Origin of the sequence: Achromobacter xylosoxidans (assembly GCF_001457475.1) — a bacterium.
Taxonomy (GTDB): Bacteria; Pseudomonadota; Gammaproteobacteria; order Burkholderiales; family Burkholderiaceae_B; genus Achromobacter; species Achromobacter xylosoxidans.
Window position 1 is genome coordinate 1,464,999 of sequence record NZ_LN831029.1, and the last position, 18,413, is coordinate 1,483,411.

An 18,413-nucleotide genomic window follows, 5' to 3' on the forward strand; every position below is an offset into this window, starting at 1 on the left:
GTCAGGCTCCTCGTTCTACGTTGTCGCCGGCGTGGGCGCCGGGCGGCACGCCTTCGGGCTCTTCGCGCTCGTCGTGGCGCACGCGGAACCAGGCCGCGTACAGCGCGGGCAGGAAGAACAGCGTCAGCACCGTGGCGCTGGTGATGCCGCCCATCAGCGCGGTGGCCATGGGACCGAAGAAGTTGCTGCGCAGCAGCGGGATCAGCGCCAGCACCGCGGCCGCGGCCGTCAGGGTGATGGGGCGGAAGCGCCGCACCGTGGCGCCGACGATGGCGTCGACACGTTTGTGCCCGGCGCTGATGTCCTGTTCGATCTGGTCGACCAGGATCACCGAGTTGCGCATGATGATGCCGAACATCGCGATCACGCCCAGCATGGCGACGAAACCGAACGGCTTGCCGAACAGCAGCAGCGCGGCCACCACGCCGATCAGGCCGAGCGGCGCCGTCAGCACCACCATCAGCACGCGGGCAAAGCTCTGCAACTGCACCATCAGCAGCGTCAGCACCGCCACGACCATGATGGGCATCTGCGCGTTGATGGACGACTGGCCCTTGGCGCTTTCCTCGACCGGGCCGCCGACCTCGATGCGATAGCCGACCGGCAGTTCGGCGCGCAGCGCGTCCAGTTTGCGGTCGATGGCGTGGGTGACGTCGATGCCCTGGGCGCCGGCCGTGACGTCGGCCTGCACGGTGATGGTGGGCTGGCGGTCGCGTTCCCAGATCACGCCGTATTCCAAACCGTAGCGCACCTGGCCCAGGCTGCCCAGCGGCACCGGGCCGTTGGGCGTGGGCATGGCGAGCGTGGCCAGGCGGCCCGGGTCGATGCGCTCGCTGTCGGGCGCACGCAGGCTGACGTTGATCAGCTTGTCGCGCTCGCGGTATTGCGTCACGGTGTAGCCCGACAGCGTCATCGCCAGGAAGCTGGAGATGTCGTTGGAGCTTACGCCGACTTCGCGCGCCTTCTGCTGGTCGATGTCGAAGCGCACCGAGCGCTCGGACGGTTCGTCCCAGTCGAACTGCACGTTGACAGAGCGGCTGTCGGCGCGCACTTCGGCGGCCACCTTCTCGGCCACCTGGCGCACCTCGGGGATCTTGTCGCCGCTCACGCGGAACTGCACCTGGAAGCCCACCGGCGGGCCGTTCTCCAGCCGCGACAGGCGGCTGCGGATCGCCGGGAACTGCTCGCGCAGCACCGGCTCGAGCCAGTGCGCCAGCTTCTCGCGGTCTTCCACCGAATTGGCGGTGATGACGATCTGGGCGAAGTTGGGCGTGGCCAGCTGCTGGTCCAGCGGCAGGTAGAAGCGCGGCGCGCCGGTGCCGACGAAGCTCACCGAATGGGCGATCTCGGGCCGGCCGTCCAGTGTCTTTTCAAGCCGCTCGACCTGGCGCAGCGTGGCCTCGAACGAGGCGCCTTCCTGCAGGCGCACGTCGACCAGCAGCTCGGTGCGGTCCGAGCTGGGGAAGAATTGCTGCGGCACCAGGCCGAAGCCAGCCATCGACAGGATGAACACCAGCACCGTTGCCAGCAGCACGCGCCAGCGCCGGTCCACGCACCACGCCACCCAGCCGCGCAGGCGCTGGTAGAAGCGGGTGTTGTAGATGTCGTGCTCGTGGTCGTCGGGCAGGTGCGCCTCGCGCTTGCGCTCGGGCAGCATGCGGTAGCCCAGCAGCGGGATCAGCACCACCGCGGCGAACCAAGAGGTGATCAGGGCGATCGCCGACACCTGGAAGATCGAGCGGGTGTATTCGCCGGTGCTGGACTTGGCCAGCGCGATCGGCAGGAAGCCGGCCACCGTCACCAGCGTGCCGGTCAGCATCGGGAAAGCGGTGCTGGTGTAGGCGAAGGCGGCGGCGCGCGCGCGACTCCAGCCCTGTTCCAGTTTCACCGCCATCATCTCGACCGCGATGATGGCGTCGTCCACCAGCAGGCCCAGCGCCAGCACCAGCGTGCCCAGCGAGACCTTGTGCAGGCCGATGCCGAACATGTCCATGAACAGCGCGGTCACCGCCAGCACCACCGGGATAGAGATCACCACCACCATGCCGGTGCGCAGCCCCAGCGAAACCAGGCTCACGATCAGCACGATGGCCACGGCCTCGGCCACCGAGCGCAGGAATTCGTCCACCGAGAACGACACCGCCTTGGGCATGCTCGACACCTCGGTCAGCGTCAGGCCGGCGGGCAGGCGCGCCTTGAGCTCGCCGAACTTGGCCTCCAGGGCCTTGCCCAGGTGCACCACGTCCTGGCCCGGCTGCATGGTGATGCCGATGCCCAGCACCGGCTCGCCGCGCGTGCGCATCTGCTCGGCCGGGGGATCGTCGTAGCCGCGGTGGATGGTGGCGATATCGCCCAGCCGGATCGACTTGCCGTTGACGCGGATCAGCGTCTCGGCCAGCGCCCGGGTGTCCTGGAACTGGCCGCTGGGACGCACGAACACGCGATCGTCGGCCGTGGTCAGGGTGCCGGCGCTGGCCACCGCGTTCTGGCTGTTGATGGCCTCGGCGATCTGCTGCGGCGACACGCCCAGCCGAGTCAGCTGCGTGTTGCTGATCTCGATATAGACGTGCTCGGGCTGTTCGCCGAAGTAGTCGACCTTGGCCACGCCCGGCACCCGCAGCAGCACCGTGCGCAGATTGTCGGCGTAGTCGCGCAGCTGCGCCGGCGAGAAGCCGTCGCCGGCCAGGGTGTAGATGTTGGTGTAGACGTCGCCGAACTCGTCATTGAAGAACGGCCCCTGCACGCCTTGCGGCAAGGTCGCGCCGATGTCGCCGACTTTCTTGCGCACCTGGTACCACTCGTTGGCCACCTCGCTGGCCGGCGCCGAGTCCTTCATGGTGAAGAAGATCAGCGATTCGCCGGGGCGCGAGTAGCTGCGCAGGAAGTCGGTGGACGGCGTTTCCTGCAGCTTCTTGGCGATGCGGTCGGTGACCTGCTCCTGTACCTGTTGCGAGGTGGCGCCGGGCCACAGGGTCTTGATGACCATTACGCGGAACGTGAAGGGCGGGTCTTCGGACTGCGCCAGGCGCGAATACGACAGCACGCCGAACAGCGTCACCAGCGTGATCAGGAAGATCACCAGAGGCTGGTGCCGCAGGGCCCATGCCGACAGGTTGAACTTGCCTTCCTCGTGGCGGTGCGCGGCGTTCTGATTCTCGGGAACCGGCGCGCTCATGATGCGAAGTCCTCGGGGTGCAGCGGCGGCACCGCGCGGACCTTTTCGCCGGCCGACACGGCGTGCACGCCTTGCCACACCACGCGCTCGCCGGCCTGCACGCCCTGCGACAGGGTGACGCTGCGCGCGTCGTAGCGCAGCACCTGCACGCGGCGCAGCTCCAGCGTGTCTTCCTGCGGCTTGACGATCCAGACGGCGGGCTCGGTGCCGTCATGGAACAGCGCCGTCGCCGGCACCGTGTAGGTAGTGGCGCCGTTGGCCTGGCGGTTGTCGAAGCTGATGTTGGCGGTCATGCCCAGCCGCACCTCGGGCGAGGGCGACTCCAGCGTCAGCTTGGCGCGATAGGTGCGGCTCTGCGGATCGGCCGCCGGCGCGATCTCGCGCAGCACGGCGCTGAAGGTCTGGCCGGGCAGGGGCGCCAGCGTGACGGTGGCGCGCTGGCCGATGGCCAGGCCCGCCAACACGCTTTCGGGCACGTCGCACAGCGCGTCGACGTCGCCCGACCAGGCCAGGTTGTAGACCGCCTGGCCGGCCGTCACGTTCTGCCCGGTGTCGGCCTGTTCAGCGGTGATGACGCCGGCGTGGTCGGCCACCAGGGTGGTGTAGTTGAGCTGATCCGCCGACAGGGCGGCCTGTTGCGCCGCCTGGTCGCGTTGCGCCAGCGCCGAGGCGTAGGCGTTGCGGGTCTGCTCGAGCTGGTTGGCGGCGATCAGGTTTTCGCGGGCCTGGGCGCGGTCGCGGTCCAGCTGCTGCTTGGCGTAGTCGAGCTGGTGCTGCGCGGCCGACAGCTGGGCGCGGGCGGCGGCGGCGTTCTTGGTGGCGTCGGCGGGGTCGAGCCGGGCGACCACCTGGCCGGGCTTGACCGTATCTCCCAGGCGCACCTTGCGTTCAATGATCTTGCCACCCACCCGGAACGACAGCGGCGTGCTGTAGCGCGCCTGCACTTCGCCCGGCAGGGTCCAGGCCGGCAGCGCGGCGTCGGCCTTGGCCGGCATGGCCACCACCGGGCGCGGCGCGGGTGCCTCGGCCTCCTTGCTGCCGCAGCCGGCCAGCGCCAGCGTCAGCGCCAGGGTGAGCGCCGGCCAGGGGCGGCGCAGGGGAGAGCGGGAAAGCGCCGCGACACGGGCGGCGGGATTGCGCGCGACGACGGGCGCGCAAGAACCTGGAGAATTCACGAAACACCTCGCGACGCGGGCAGGAGGGGGGAACAGGACGCGGGGCGGCCAGCCGTTACAGGCCGGCGCGGCGCCTTGGCAATCCGATACGGGATGGATTCTAATGCGACCTTGTATTCAAATACAAGAGTGAATCTGAAATCGTTCCAGATGATAGAATCTGCGCATGTCAAAAGTCCGCCTTACCCGAGAGCAAAGCCGTGACCAGACGCGCCAGCGCCTGCTCGATGCCGCGCAATCGATCTTTCTGACCAAGGGTTTCGTCGCCGCCAGCGTCGAGGACATCGCCGAACTGGCCGGCTATACCCGCGGCGCTTTCTATTCCAATTTCGCCAGCAAGTCCGAACTGTTCCTGCAGCTGCTCAAGCGCGACCACGAAAACGTCATGAGCGACATGCGCGCCATCTTCGAGGCCGGGGAAACCCGCCAGCAGATGGAGGACAGCGTGCTGCACTACTACAGCAACCATTTCCGCGACAACGAGTGCTTCCTGTTGTGGATGGAAGCCAAGCTGCAGGCGGCGCGCGACCCGGAGTTCCGCATCGGCTTCATCGCCTGCATGGGCGAACTGCGCGACGCCACCACCGAGTACATCCGCCAGTTTTCCGAGCGCGTCGGCACGCCGCTGCCGCTGCCCGCGCGCGAACTGGCTATCGGCCTCTTGGCGCTGTCCGACGGCATGCAGTTCAGCTTCGCCTTCGATCCGCAGAACGTCAGCGCCGAGACGACCGAATCGGTGCTGGCGGGATTCTTCCGCCGCGTGGTGTTCGGCGAGCGCGACAGCGGCTAGCGCGGCCGCCCGCGAGCGCCACACTGCCGGGCAATCGGGCCATGGCCGCGGCGACCGCGGCATCGCGGGCATTGTCACGGTGCTCGTTCGCGTGATAGTAATTACAACGGCGCGCCGGCTGGACTGAGGGGGCCAGCGCCGCAGCCTCAGGCATCCCTCGGGCGAAAGGAGCGGCAGCATGTCTTCAGAAACCCGACCATCCACCATCAACCGCCCGGTCTTCTACACAGCGGCGGTATTCACGCTGCTGCTGGTGGGCTTTGCCATCATGGCGCCCAGGACCGCGCAGAACCTGTTCGAATCGATCCAGGCCTGGATCCTGGGCAACGCCAGTTGGTTCTACATCCTGGTGGTCGCCATTATCCTGCTTTCGGTGGCGTTCCTGGCCATCAGCCGCTATGGCGACATCAAGCTGGGGCCCGACCACAGCGAGCCCGACTATCGCAACTTCACCTGGTTCGCCATGCTGTTCTCGGCCGGCATGGGCATCGGCCTGATGTTCTTCGGCGTGGCCGAGCCGGTCATGCACTTCATGTCGCCGCCGGTGGGCGAGGGCGCCACCGCGGCCGCCGCGCGCGAATCCATGAAGATCACCTTCTTCCACTGGGGCCTGCACGCCTGGGCCATCTACGCCGTGGTGGCGCTGACGCTGGCGTTCTTCAGCTTCCGCCACGGCCTGCCGCTGACCCTGCGGTCGGCGTTGTATCCGCTGATCGGCAACCGCATCCACGGCCCCATCGGCCATGCCGTCGACATCTTCGCCATCATCGGCACGGTGCTGGGCGTGGCCACCTCGCTGGGGCTGGGCGTGGCGCAGATGAACAGCGGCCTGAACCACCTGTTCGGCATCCCGGTCGGCGTGATGCCGCAGATCGTCCTGATCGTCATCACCTGCGGGCTGGCCACGCTGTCGGTGGCCAGCGGCCTGGACAAGGGCATCCGCATCCTGTCCGAAGCCAACATGGTGCTGGCGGTGATCCTGCTGTTGTTCGTGTTGGTGGCCGGCCCCACCGTGTTCCTGCTGCAGACCTTCGTGCAGAACACCGGCGCCTACCTGTCGGACATTGTCAACAAGACCTTCAACCTGTATGCGTATGAGCCGACCGACTGGATCGGCGGCTGGACCCTGTTCTACTGGGGCTGGTGGATCGCCTGGTCGCCGTTCGTGGGGCTGTTCATCGCCCGCATCTCGCGCGGCCGCACCATCCGCGAATTCGTCAGCGGCGTGCTGCTGGTGCCGGCCGGGTTCACGCTGTTCTGGATGACGGTGTTCGGCGACACCGCCATCCACTTCATCCTGGTCGACGGCATCAAGGGTTTCGCCGACACCGTCAAGGACGACAACTCCCTGGCGCTGTTCGCATTCTTCGAGCTGCTGCCCTGGAGCGGGGTGATATCGATCTTCGCGATCGCAATGGTGGCGGTGTTCTTCGTCACCTCGGCCGACTCCGGCGCGCTGGTGGTGGACCTGCTGGCCTCGGGCGGCGCCGACCGCACGCCGGTGTGGCAGCGCATCTTCTGGTCGCTATCGATGGGCGCGGTGGCCATCGCGCTGCTGCTGGCCGACGGCCTGACGGCGCTGCAGACGGCCACCATCGCCAGCGCGCTGCCGTTCTCGGTCATCCTGCTGCTGTCGCTGTGGGGGCTGTTCAAGGCGCTCAAGCTCGACGCCACCAAGCGCGGCATCCGCTACCAGTCGTTGACACTGTCGCGCCCGGCGCGCGGCGGCCAGTCCTGGGAGCGGCGGCTGCGCAACATGGTCATGATGCCGCGTCGCGCCCACGTGCTGCGCTTCATCGCGGACGTGGTGACGCCGGCGCTGGAGGACGTGGCCGACGAACTACGCAAGCAGGGCTACGCGGTCGCGGTCAAGGAAGGCGACGTCGAGGGCGGCGCGGTGCTGGAAGTGAACCACGGCGAGCACCTGGACTTCTTCTATTCGGTGCAGCCGCAGGCCTTTGTGCGGCCCAGCCTGACGCCCGAGGAGGCCGCCGACGAGGAGGAACGCAAGTACTTCCGCGCCGAGGTCCACCTGCGCGAGGGCGGACAGGACTACGACATCATGGGCTGGAGCCGCGACGCCGTCATCGGCGACATCCTCGACCAGTACGAGCGCCATCGCCACTACCTGCACATGGTTCGTACCTAGAAGCCATCTCCGCGCCGGCCCGCGCCCGGCGCCCGTCCTTTTCCCGCAGACCGCCGGCCGTTGCCGGCGGTTTTTTTACGCTTTTTTTCGCCGATAGGATTCCTCAATCCTCAACATTACTTTAGGTTTTTTGACTTCGTCTGATTTTTCAGGGATTATCCAAGCCATTCCTTTGATAAATAGCGAGAGAATCATGAAGGCGAAATCTGGCGCATGGACGGCAGGGGTGCTAATCCTGGCGGTGGCCGCGGGCGGCGGGCTGTATTGGAAATTCGGCGGGGCGCAGCACAAGGGCGGCTGGGCCATGGCGCCGGCCAAGGTCGCGGTGGCCCCCGTGCTGCAGGCGGATTTCCCGGTGGCGCTGTCCGGCATCGCCTCGCTCGAGGCGACGCGCCAGGTGCTGGTGCCGGCCGAAGTCGACGGCCGGGTGGCGCAGATCCTGTTCACCCCCGGTGAGCGGGTGCGCGCCGGCCAACTGCTGGTGCAATTGAACGACGCGCCCGAGCAGGGCGAACTGGCGCGCCTGCAGGCCCAGGCCAGGAATGCCCGGGCGTTGCTGGAGCGCACCCGCCGCCTGGTGCCGCAGCAGGCCGCCACCCGCGAACAGCTGGACCAGGCCCAGGCGGACTACGACCAGGCCGCCGGCGAGATCAAGCGGATCCAGGCCCTGATCGAACAAAAGCGCGTCAAGGCCCCGTTCGACGGCGTGCTCGGCGTGCGCCGGGTCCACCTGGGCCAGTTCGCGCGCGCCGGCGATCCGCTGGTGTCGCTGACCGACGCGGCCAGCGTCTACGCCAACATCACCTTGCCGGAACAGGCGCTGGGCGCGCTGCGCATGGGCCAGCCGGTCAGCATCACCGTGGATGCCCATGCCGGACGGGTATTCGAAGGCACCGTCACCACGATCGAGCCTCAGGTGGATCCCGGCTCGCGCACGGTCCGGGTGCAGGCCACGCTGGCCAATGCCGACGGCGCGCTGGCGGCCGGCATGTTCGCCCACGGGCAGGTGATGCTGCCGGCGCGGCCCGGCGTGCTCACCGTGCCGGAAACCGCCATCAGCTACAGCGCCTATGGCGACTCGGTCTATGTGGTGACGCCGCCCAAGGCGGGCGACACGTCGGCTCCGCCGACAGTGACCCAGGCCTACGTGCAGACCGCCGAGCGCGTGCGCGGGCGGGTGGTGGTGACCAAGGGCGTGAAACCCGGGGACCGGGTGGTGACCTCGGGCCAGTTGCGCCTGCACAATGGCGCGCCCGTGGAAATCAGCGCCCAGGACACCGTGGCGCTGGACGCCGCGCCGCAATCCGTGGCGCAAGCCCGTTGAGCCCGCGGAGCCGATCATGAAGTTCACCGATCTGTTCGTGCGCCGGCCGGTGCTGGCGCTGGTGGTCAGCACGCTGTTGCTGCTGATGGGGCTGCGCGCCCTGAGCGGCCTGCCGATCCGCCAGTACCCGCTGACCGAAAGCACCACCATCACCATCACCACGCAGTACCCGGGCGCCTCGCCCGACCTGATGCAGGGCTTCGTCACCCAGCCCATCGCGCAATCGGTCGCCACCGTCGAAGGCATCGACTACCTGTCGTCGTCCTCGACCCAGGGCCGCAGCGTGATCACGGTGCGCATGAAGCTCAACGCCGATTCCAACAAGGCCATGACCGAGGTCATGGCCAAGGTCAACGAAGTCAAATACCGCCTGCCGCAGGACGCCTACGACCCGGTGCTGGTCAAGTCCGCCGGCGAGGCGACGGCCGTGGCCTACGTGGGGTTTTCCAGCTCGACCATGTCGCTGCCGGCGCTGACCGACTACCTGTCGCGCGTGGTGCAGCCGCAACTGTCGTCGATCGACGGCGTGGCCAGCGTGGAACTGTACGGCGGCCAGAAGCTGGCGATGCGGGTCTGGCTCGATCCCGACCGGCTGGCCGCGCGCGGCATCTCGGCCGGCGAACTGGCCGAGGCCCTGCGCCAGAACAACGTGCAGGCAGCGCCCGGCCAGGCCAAAGGCCTGTACGTGGTGTCCAACATCAAGGTCAACACCGACCTGGTCAACGTGGCCGAATTCCGCGACATGGTGGTCAAGCGCGAGGGCGACGCCATCGTGCGCCTGGGCGACGTGGCGACCGTGGAGCTGGGCGCGGCCTCGACCGATTCCAGCGGCCTGATGGACGGCGAGCCGGCCGTGTACTTCGGCCTGAACGCCACGCCGGTCGGCAACCCGCTGGTGATCGTCAAGCGCCTGAACGAACTGCTGCCCAACATCAAGCAGAATCTGCCGCCGGGCACCAGCGTGCAGGTGCCGTTCGAGCTGGCGCGCTTCATCAGCGCCTCGATCGACGGCGTGGTGCACACGCTGATGGAAGCCATCGTCATCGTGGTGGCGGTGATCTTCCTGTGCCTGGGCTCGCTGCGCGCGGTGCTGATCCCGGTGGTCACCATCCCGCTGTCGATGCTGGGGGGCGCGGCCATCATGGCGCTGTTCGGCTTCAGCGTGAACCTGCTGACGCTGCTGGCCATGGTGCTGGCCATCGGCCTGGTGGTGGACGACGCCATCGTGGTGGTCGAGAACGTGCACCGCCATATCGAAGAAGGCAAGTCGCCAGTGCGCGCGGCGCTGATCGGCGCGCGCGAGGTGGCCGGCCCGGTCATCGCCATGACCATCACGCTGGCGGCGGTGTACGCGCCGATCGGCCTGATGGGCGGCCTGACCGGTTCGCTGTTCAAGGAATTCGCCTTCACGCTGGCGGGGGCGGTGGTGGTGTCGGGCGTGATCGCGCTGACGCTGTCGCCGGTGATGAGCTCGTTCCTGCTCAATAGCCACGTATCCGAGGGCTGGATGGCGCGCCGCGCCGAACACTTCTTCAATCGCCTGGGCCAGGCCTACGGCCGGCTGCTGGACGTGTCGCTGCACCACCGCTGGGTCACCGGCCTGGTGGCGGTGGCGGTGATGGCCAGCCTGCCGTTCCTGTACAACGCCGCCCAGCGCGAATTGGCGCCGGTCGAGGACCAGTCCACCGTGCTCACCGCGATCAAGTCGCCGCAGCACGCCAACATCGACTACGTCGAGAAGTTCGGCAAGAAGTGGGACGACGTGATGGCGACGCTGCCCGAGCAGAAGGGCCGCTGGCTCATCAATGGCTCGGACGGCGTGTCCAACAGCATCGGCGGCGTCGACTTCGTCGACTGGCAGCAGCGCAAGCGCTCGGCCGACCAGATCCAGGCCGACATGCAGTCGATGGTCAACCAGATCGAGGGCAGCAATATCTTCGCCTTCCAGTTGCCGCCGCTGCCGGGTTCGACCGGCGGCCTGCCGGTGCAGATGGTCATCATGAGCGCGGCCGACTATCCGGTGGTGTACGAGGCCATGGAAAACCTGAAGCAGGCGGCCCGCGCCAGCGGCCTGTTCATGGTGGTCGACAGCGACCTGGACTACAACAACCCGGTGGTGCAATTGAAGGTGGATCGCGCCAAGGCCAACAGCCTGGGCGTCACCATGAAGGCGGTGGGCGACACGCTGGCGGTGCTGGTGGGCGAGAACTACGTCAACCGTTTCGGCATGGACGGCCGCTCGTACGACGTGATCCCGCAAAGCCTGCGCGAGCAGCGCATCTCGCCCGAATCGCTGGCGCGGTACTACGTCAAGAGCGCCAGCGGCGCGCAGGTGCCGCTGTCGAACATCGTCTCGGTGTCGATGGGCGTGGAGCCCAACAAGCTGACCCAGTTCAACCAGCTCAACGCCGCCACCTTCCAGGCCATCCCGATGCCCGGCGTGACCATGGGCGACGCGGTGCAGTTCCTGACGCGCCAGGCGCAGGAACTGCCGGCCGGCTTCAGCTACGACTGGCAGTCGGATGCGCGCCAGTTCAGCCAGGAGGGCTCGGCGCTGATGATCACCTTCATCTTCGCCATCATCGTCATCTACCTGGTGCTGGCGGCGCAGTACGAAAGCCTGCGCGATCCGTTCATCATCCTGGTGAGCGTGCCGCTGTCGATCTGCGGGGCGCTGATCCCGCTCGCGCTGGGCATGGCGACCATCAACATCTACACGCAGATCGGGCTGGTGACATTGATCGGCCTGATCAGCAAGCACGGCATCCTGATGGTGGAATTCGCCAACGAGATGCAGGTCAGCCACGGCCTGGACCGGCGCAGCGCCATGGAGCACGCCGCCCGCATCCGCCTGCGCCCGATCCTGATGACCACCGCCGCCATGGTGGTGGGCCTGATCCCGTTGCTGTTCGCCAGCGGTGCCGGCGCCCACAGCCGCTACAGCCTGGGGCTGGTGATCGTGGTCGGCATGCTGGTCGGCACGCTCTTCACGCTGTTCGTGCTGCCCACCGTCTACACCGTGCTGGCGCGCGACCACCGCGCCGCCAACGACACGCCCCGCGCCCGTGAATTGGCCCGGGCGCAGGCCGAGGACGGACTGCCGGCGGCAACGTCGCGCCCGGCCGAATCGCATTGAGGAACCGATCATGAAACATCCCGACCTGTCCATACGCCTGCGTCGCGGCACCCTGGCGCTGCTGGCCGCGCTGGCCACCGCCGGCTGCGCCGTCGGTCCCGACTACCAGAAACCCCAGGCCGCGTCGGTGGCGCTGGCCAGTCCCGAGCAGGCGCTGTTCTCCACCGACCGGGTGCAGCAGGATTGGTGGAAGCAGCTGCAGGACCCGCAACTGGACCGCCTGATCACCCTGGCGCTGCAACGCAATCACGACATCCGCATTGCCCAGGCCCGCCTGGCCGAATCGCGCGCGGTGCTGGACGAAAAGGAACTCGACCAGTTCCCCACGGTGACGCTCGGCGGCCGCTTCGAGCGCAGCCTGTCGCAAGCCAACCCCGGCGTGACGGGCGAGCGCAATCTCGCCAAGAGCTACCGCGCGGGCTTTGACGCCACCTGGGAGATCGACCTGTTCGGCCGCCTGCGGCGCGCGGCCGAGGGCGCCGCGGCGCGCAGCGAGGCCCAGTCCGCCGACCTGGCGCAGGCCCGCATCGTGGTGGCGGCCGAAGTGGCGCGCAACTACTTCGAATTGCGCGGCGCGGAGCAACGCCTGGCGGTGGCGCGCGCCAATCTTGAGAGCCAGCGCGACAGCCTGCGCGTGATCCAGGCCATGGTGTCGGCCGGCCGCGGCGACGAGGGCGACCTGGCCAGCGCCCGCGCCGAACTGGAAACGGTGCAGGCCAGCGTGCCGTTGCAGGAAACCGCCCGGCGCCTGGCGCTGTACCGGCTGGCGGTGCTGGCCGGCCTGCGTCCGGCGGAACTGGGCGAACTGGACGCGGCCACGCCGCAAGCGCCGCTGGCGGCGCGCCTGCCCATCGGCGACGTCGGCGCCTTGCTGGCGCGCCGCCCCGACGTGCTGGCGGCCGAGCGCAACATGGCGGCCGCCAACGCCGACGTGGGCGTGGCCACCGCCGAGCTGTACCCACGCATCGACCTGGGCGGTTTCCTTGGTTTCGTGGCCCTGCGCGGCGCCGATTTCGGCAGCGCGTCCAGCCGCGCCTTCAGCGTGGCGCCCGGCGTGAACTGGCCGGCTTTCCACCTGCCGACGGCGCTGGCCCGCAAGCGCGCCGCCCAGGCCCGTTCGCAGGGCGAAGTGGCGCGTTACGAACAGACCGTGCTGCAGGCGGTCGAGGAATTGGAGGGGGCGCTGACGCAGTACGGCCAGACCCAGCAGCGGCTTGGCAACCTGGCGCAGGCGGCTGCCCATAGCGGCCGCGCCGCGGAACTGGCGCGCCTGCGCTATCGCGAAGGCAGCGCGCCGTACCTGACGGTGCTGGACGCGCAGCGCACGCAGCTGCGGGCGCAGGACGCGGTGGCGGTGGCCGAAACGGCTTCCTATACCAGCCTGGTCGCCCTCTACAAGGCGCTGGGCGGCGGCTGGGAGGCGCAATCCGTGGCACCATAGGGGCTTGGCGCCTTTCCGATCTTCCATGTCCGACGACAACCTGTCCCACCCCCTCTCCTGGCAGCCGCACCAGCCTGCGGACCGCGTGCTCATGACGCTCAAGACACGCGGCCCGCAGTCGGTCGCGGTCATCGCGAAGGCGCTCGACGTCACGGCGGAAGCGGTGCGCCAGCAGATGGCGCGCCTGCACGCGGACGGCCTGGTGGATTCGGAAAGCCGCAGCGCCGGGCGCGGCCGGCCAACGCAGATCTGGTTCCTGACCGACGCCGGCCACCGCCGTTTTCCCGACACGCACGCCGACATGACGGTGCAGATGATCAACGCCGTGCGCCAGGTGTTCGGCGACGAGGGCGTCGACAAGCTGATCTCGGTGCGCGAGGCCGCCATGCTAGCCAATTACCGCCAGGCGCTGCAAGGCGCGCGCGACCTGGCGCAGCGCGTCGACAGCCTGATGCGGGTGCGGTCGGCGGAAGGCTACATGGCCGAAACCCGCCGGGATGGCGATGATTTCCTGTTCATCGAAAACCACTGTCCCATCTGCGCCGCCGCCCAGGCCTGTATGGGCTTTTGCCGCAGCGAACTGGAATTGTTCCGCCAGGTGCTGGGCGAGGACGTGCGCGTCGAGCGTGAAGAGCACATCCTGCTGGGCGCGCGCCGCTGCGCCTACCGCATCAGCCCGCGCCCCTGACGGCAGGCATCACGAGGCCGGCGCCTTGCCGTCGTCCCAGCCGCCCAGCGCCTTGTAAAGGTCCACCGCATTGACCAGCCGGCGCTGCTGCAGCCGGATGTATTCCTGTTCCGATTCGAACAGGCTGCGCTGGGCCTCCAGCATCTCCAGGTAGTTCGCCACGCCGCGCGTGTAGCGTCTCTCGGCCAGCCGCTGGCGTTCGCGGTCGGCGTCGCGCACCTTGCGCTGGGCCTCGATCTGGTCGCGCAGCGCGTCGCGCGCCGACAGGGCGTCGGCCACGTCGCGGAACGCCGCCTGGATGCTGCCCTCGTACTGCGCCACGGCGATGTGCTTGCGGGTCTCGGCCAGCGACAGGTTGGCGCGGTTGCGGCCGGCGTTGAAAATCGGCAGCGTCAGGCGCGGCGCGAAGCTCCAGCCGCCGGTGCCGCCGCTGAACAGGTCCGAGAAGCGGTCGGCGGTGGTGCCGATGTCCGTGGTCAGCTGCACCGAGGGGAAGAACGCCGCGCGCGCCGCGCCGATATCGGCGTTGGCTGCCAGCAGCGCCTGTTCCGCCTGGCGCAGGTCGGGACGGCGCGTCAGCAGCTCGGACGGCAGGCCCGCCGCCAGCGGCGTCAGGCTCTGGCTTTCCAGCGGCGCCGGATCGACGCCGAGCGGCAGCGCGAAATCGCCCGCCAGCAGGCCCAGCGCGTGCCGCGCCAGGCTGGCTTCGCGGGTCAGCTCGGCGCGCGTGGCGCGCGAGCTTTCCACCAGCATCTGCGCGGTGCGCAGGCCGATGGCGGTTTCCAGCCCGGCGTCGTAGCGGCGCTGGGTCAGCTTGAGCGAGGCCTCGCGCAGCGCCAGCGTGCTGTCGGTCAGGCGCAGTTGTTCGGCCAGCGAGCGCTGGTTGAAGTAGGCCGTGGCCGTTTCCGCCACCAGCGCCAGCGTCGCGGCGCGATGCGCTTCTTCACTCGCAAGGTAGCGCGCCAGCGCGGCGTCCGACAGGCTCCGCACCCGGCCGAAGAAATCCAGCTCGAAGGCGGTGATGCCGACGGCCGCGCGATAACGGCTGGACACCGCGGTGCCGGACCGGCCCGGCTCGGTAAAGCGGCCGCGGCTGAATTCGCCGCTGGCGTCGATGGCCGGCAGGCGTTCGGACTGCTGCACGCCATACAACGCGCGCGCCTCTTCGATGCGCAGCGCCGCGACCCGCAGGTCGCGGTTGTTGGCCAGCGCGGCCGTGATCCAGGCCTGTAGCGCGGGGTCATTGAAATAGGCGCGCCAGTCCTGCGGCGCGGCGGCCTGGCCGGCCTGCGCCGGCGTGTCGTACTGCGCCGGCACGGGCGCCGCGGGGCGCTCATAGGTCGGCGCCAGCGAGCAGCCGGACAGCGCCAGCGCCAGCAGGGTCATTGCCACGGGCTTCATGGCGTCGTCTCCAGCGGTTCGCGGCCCGTGGGGCGCGCGGGACGGGCGCGCATGCCGACCATGCGCCCCACGATAAGAAAGAACAGCGGCACCAGGAACACCGCCAGCACGGTCGCGGTGATGATCCCGCCCAGCACGCCGGTGCCGATGGCGGCCTGCGCGCCCGAGGCGGCGCCGCTGGCCAGCGCCAGCGGCAGCACGCCCACGCCGAAGGCCAGCGAGGTCATCACGATCGGCCGCAGCCGCAGCCGCGCCGCTTCCAGCGTGGCGGACAGGATGCCCTGGCCATCGCGCACCAGGTCCTTGGCCACTTCCACGATCAGGATCGCGTTCTTGGCCGACAGGCCGATGGTGGCGATCAGGCCGACCTTGAAGTAGATGTCGTTGGGCATGCCGCGCACGGTCACCCCCAGCAGCGCGCCGATCACGCCCAGCGGCACCACCAGGATCACCGCCAGCGGAATCGACCAGCTTTCGTACAAGGCCGCCAGCGCCAGGAACACGATCAGCACCGACAGCGCGAACAGCACCGGCGCCTGATTGCCGGACAGCCGCTCTTCGTACGACTGGCCCGACCAATCGAAGCCGATGCCGCGCGGCAGCTCGGCCGCCAGCGTTTCCATGGCGCGCATGGCCTCGCCGCTGCTGTGGCCCGGCGCGGCCGAGCCGTTGATCGTGAACGACGGGAAGCCGTTGTAGCGGTTCAACTGCGGCGGCCCCATCGACCACTTCAGCGTGGCGAACGCCGATAGCGGCACCATCTGGCCCTGCAGGTTGCGCACGTGCAGGCGCGAGATGTCGTCCACGTCCACGCGGCGCTTGCCGTCGGCCTGCACGGTCACGCGCCGCACCTGGCCGTTGAGCATGAAGTCGCCGATGTAGTCCGAGCCATACATCACCGCCAGCGCGGTGTTGATCTCGTCGATCGGCACCCCCATGGCCTGCGCCTTGTCGCGGTCGATGCGCAACTGCAGCTGCGGCGCCTCTTCCTGGCCGGCGAACACCACGTCCGTCAGCGCCGGATGCTCGGCCGCCGCCGCCAGCAGTTTCTGCCGCGCCTGCGTCAAGGCCTCGTAGCCCAGGCCGCCGCGGTCCTGCAGCCGGAAGTCGAAACCCGAGGTCGAGCCCAGGTCCGGCAGCGGCGGCGAGTTGAGCGCGAACACCATCAGGTTCTTGCGGTCGGCAAAGGCCTCGTTGATGCGCTTGACCACCGCATCGACGTGCAGCGAGGCATCGCGCCGCTCCTTCCAGTCCTTGAGCGTGACGAAGAACATGGCCGAGTTCGGGCCGCTGCCGTACTGGCTGAAGCCGTTGACCGAATACACGTACTGCACCGGCTCGTGCTCCATCATGTAGCGCTCGACGTCCTTGACCACGGCCATGGTCTCGGCCTGCGGCGAACCCTGCGGCAGGATCACCATGGCCATGAAGCTGCCCTGGTCCTCGTCGGGCAGGAACGACGACGGCAGCCGCGCGAACAGCAGCGCCGCCACGCCGATCACCAGCGCGTAGGCCAGCCCGAAGCGCACCGGCCGCGCCAGCACGCCGGCCACGCGCGCCGTATAGCGCGTGGTCAGGCGCGCGAAGGCGCGATTGAACCAGCCGAAGAAGCCGCGCTTCTCGTGGTGGCCGGCCGGGATCGGTTTCAACAGGCTGGCGCACAGCGCCGGCGTCAGCGACAGCGCCAGGAAGGCCGAGAAGGCGATCGACACCGCCAGCGTCACGGCGAACTGGCGATAGATGTTGCCGACCGCGCCGTCGAAGAACGCCATCGGCACGAACACCGACACCAGCACCACCGTGATGCCGACGATGGCGCCGCTGATCTGGCCCATGGCCTTGACCGTGGCGTCATGCGGCGACAGGCCTTCCTCGGCCATGATGCGCTCGACGTTCTCGACCACCACGATGGCGTCGTCCACCAGGATGCCGATGGCCAGCACCATGCCGAACATCGTCAGCACGTTGATCGAATAGCCCAGCCCCAGCATCACCCCCAGGGTGCCCAGCAGCGCCACCGGCACCACCAGCGTCGGGATCAGCGTGGCGCGCAGGTTCTGCATGAACAGGTACATCACGCAGAACACCAGGGCCACCGCCTCCAGCAGCGTCATCAGCACCTTCTGGATCGAGATCTCGACGAAGGTGGAGGTCTCGTACGGGATGTCCCAGCTCACGCCCGGCGGGAAGTACTGCGCCAGTTCGTGCATGGTTTCGCGGATGCGGCGGGTGGTCTCGACCGCGTTCGAGCCCGGCGCCAGCTTGATGCCCAGGCCGGTGCCCGTCATGCCGTTGACGCGCGACAGGTACATGTAGTCGGTGCCGCCCAGTTCCACCCGCGCCACGTCCTTCAGGCGCAGCGTGGCGCCGTCCGGTTGCGCCCGCAGCGGAATGTTGGCGAATTGTTCCGGCGTGTGCAGCGATTCCCCCGCCACGATGCTGGCGTTCAGCGGCGCGTCCTGCGGCACGGCCTGGTTGCCCAGTTCGCCGATGGTGACGCGCGCGTTGTGGCTGCGCAGGGCCGAGACGATGTCGCCCGGCGTCAGCGACAGGGCGGTGAGCTTGGCCGGGTCCGGCCAGATGCGCATGGCCGCTTCCGCGCCGAACGATTGCACCTTGCCCACGCCTTCGACCCGGCGCAGCGCCTGCAGCACATTGGATGCGGCCAGTTCGCCCAGCTGCATGTCGTCCAGGCTGCCATCCGACTTCAGCGACACCACCAGCTGGATGTTGTCGGCGGCCTTCTCCACGCGCACGCCGTCGCGCCGCACGGATTCCGGCAGGCGCGGTTCGACTGCTTTCAGGCGGTTCTGCACTTCCACCGCCGCGATGTCGGGGTTGGTGCCCTGCTTGAAGGTCAGGTTGATGCTGGCCCAGCCGGTCGAGTCGCTGCTGGACGAGGTGTACATCAGCCCCGGGGCGCCATTCATCTCGCGTTCGATGATGGCGGTGACAGCCTCCTCGACCACCTTGGCCGAGGCGCCGGGATAGCTGGCGCCGATGTTGACGACCGGCGGAGCGATGTCCGGATACTGCGCCACCGGCAGCGCGCGGATCGACAACAGGCCGACCAGCGCGATCAGCAGCGAGATCACCCACGCGAAGACGGGGCGATCGATAAAGAAACGCGCCAT

At 68.6% G+C, this 18,413-nt stretch carries 10 protein-coding genes; 6 read left to right on the forward strand and 4 right to left on the reverse strand.

Annotation, left to right across the window (positions count from 1 at the left end; genetic code table 11):
- Position 1: 1 nt before the first annotated feature.
- Together AT699_RS06680 and AT699_RS06685 are read right to left on the reverse strand one after the other, a co-directional pair.
- Positions 2-3,175, reverse strand: coding sequence for an efflux RND transporter permease subunit (locus AT699_RS06680; protein WP_024068061.1), 3,174 nt, complete (start codon positions 3,173-3,175; stop codon positions 2-4).
- A complete protein-coding gene (locus AT699_RS06685) occupies positions 3,172-4,350 on the reverse strand; it encodes an efflux RND transporter periplasmic adaptor subunit (protein ID WP_024068062.1) in 1,179 nt (392 codons plus the stop codon). The genes AT699_RS06680 and AT699_RS06685 overlap by 4 nt, the downstream gene beginning before the upstream one ends.
- 166 nt (positions 4,351-4,516) lie before the next feature.
- Between AT699_RS06685 and AT699_RS06690 the strand changes: the two genes are divergently transcribed.
- From AT699_RS06690 to AT699_RS06715, 6 genes are all read left to right on the forward strand, one after another.
- A complete protein-coding gene (locus AT699_RS06690; RefSeq protein ID WP_020924762.1) occupies positions 4,517-5,140 on the forward strand; it encodes a TetR/AcrR family transcriptional regulator in 624 nt (207 codons plus the stop codon).
- A gap of 178 nt (positions 5,141-5,318) precedes the next feature.
- Positions 5,319-7,289 (forward strand): BCCT family transporter, encoded by a 1,971-nt coding sequence (locus AT699_RS06695; RefSeq protein WP_006389190.1) that lies wholly within the window; start codon positions 5,319-5,321, stop codon positions 7,287-7,289.
- A gap of 193 nt (positions 7,290-7,482) precedes the next feature.
- A complete protein-coding gene (locus AT699_RS06700; RefSeq protein WP_058207259.1) occupies positions 7,483-8,613 on the forward strand; it encodes an efflux RND transporter periplasmic adaptor subunit in 1,131 nt (376 codons plus the stop codon).
- A 16-nt stretch (positions 8,614-8,629) separates the two neighbouring features.
- Entirely contained in the window at positions 8,630-11,749 is a 3,120-nt protein-coding gene (locus AT699_RS06705) for a MexW/MexI family multidrug efflux RND transporter permease subunit (RefSeq protein ID WP_006389192.1), read from the forward strand.
- A 10-nt stretch (positions 11,750-11,759) separates the two neighbouring features.
- Positions 11,760-13,190 carry an efflux transporter outer membrane subunit gene (locus tag AT699_RS06710; RefSeq protein ID WP_024068064.1) on the forward strand — a complete coding sequence of 477 codons (1,431 nt, stop codon included), beginning with the start codon at positions 11,760-11,762 and terminating at the stop codon, positions 13,188-13,190.
- A 25-nt stretch (positions 13,191-13,215) separates the two neighbouring features.
- On the forward strand, positions 13,216-13,878 hold the full coding sequence (locus AT699_RS06715; protein ID WP_026382616.1) for a helix-turn-helix transcriptional regulator: 663 nt from the start codon (positions 13,216-13,218) through the stop codon (positions 13,876-13,878).
- A gap of 9 nt (positions 13,879-13,887) precedes the next feature.
- On the opposite strand, the gene oprZ is transcribed toward AT699_RS06715, so the two are convergent.
- Both oprZ and axyY read right to left on the reverse strand, forming a co-directional pair.
- On the reverse strand, positions 13,888-15,279 hold the full coding sequence (gene oprZ, locus AT699_RS06720) for a multidrug efflux RND transporter outer membrane subunit OprZ (RefSeq protein ID WP_024068065.1): 1,392 nt from the start codon (positions 15,277-15,279) through the stop codon (positions 13,888-13,890).
- Positions 15,276-18,413 carry a multidrug efflux RND transporter permease subunit AxyY gene (gene axyY, locus AT699_RS06725; protein WP_006389197.1) on the reverse strand — a complete coding sequence of 1,046 codons (3,138 nt, stop codon included), beginning with the start codon at positions 18,411-18,413 and terminating at the stop codon, positions 15,276-15,278. Before axyY ends, oprZ begins: the two co-directional genes overlap by 4 nt.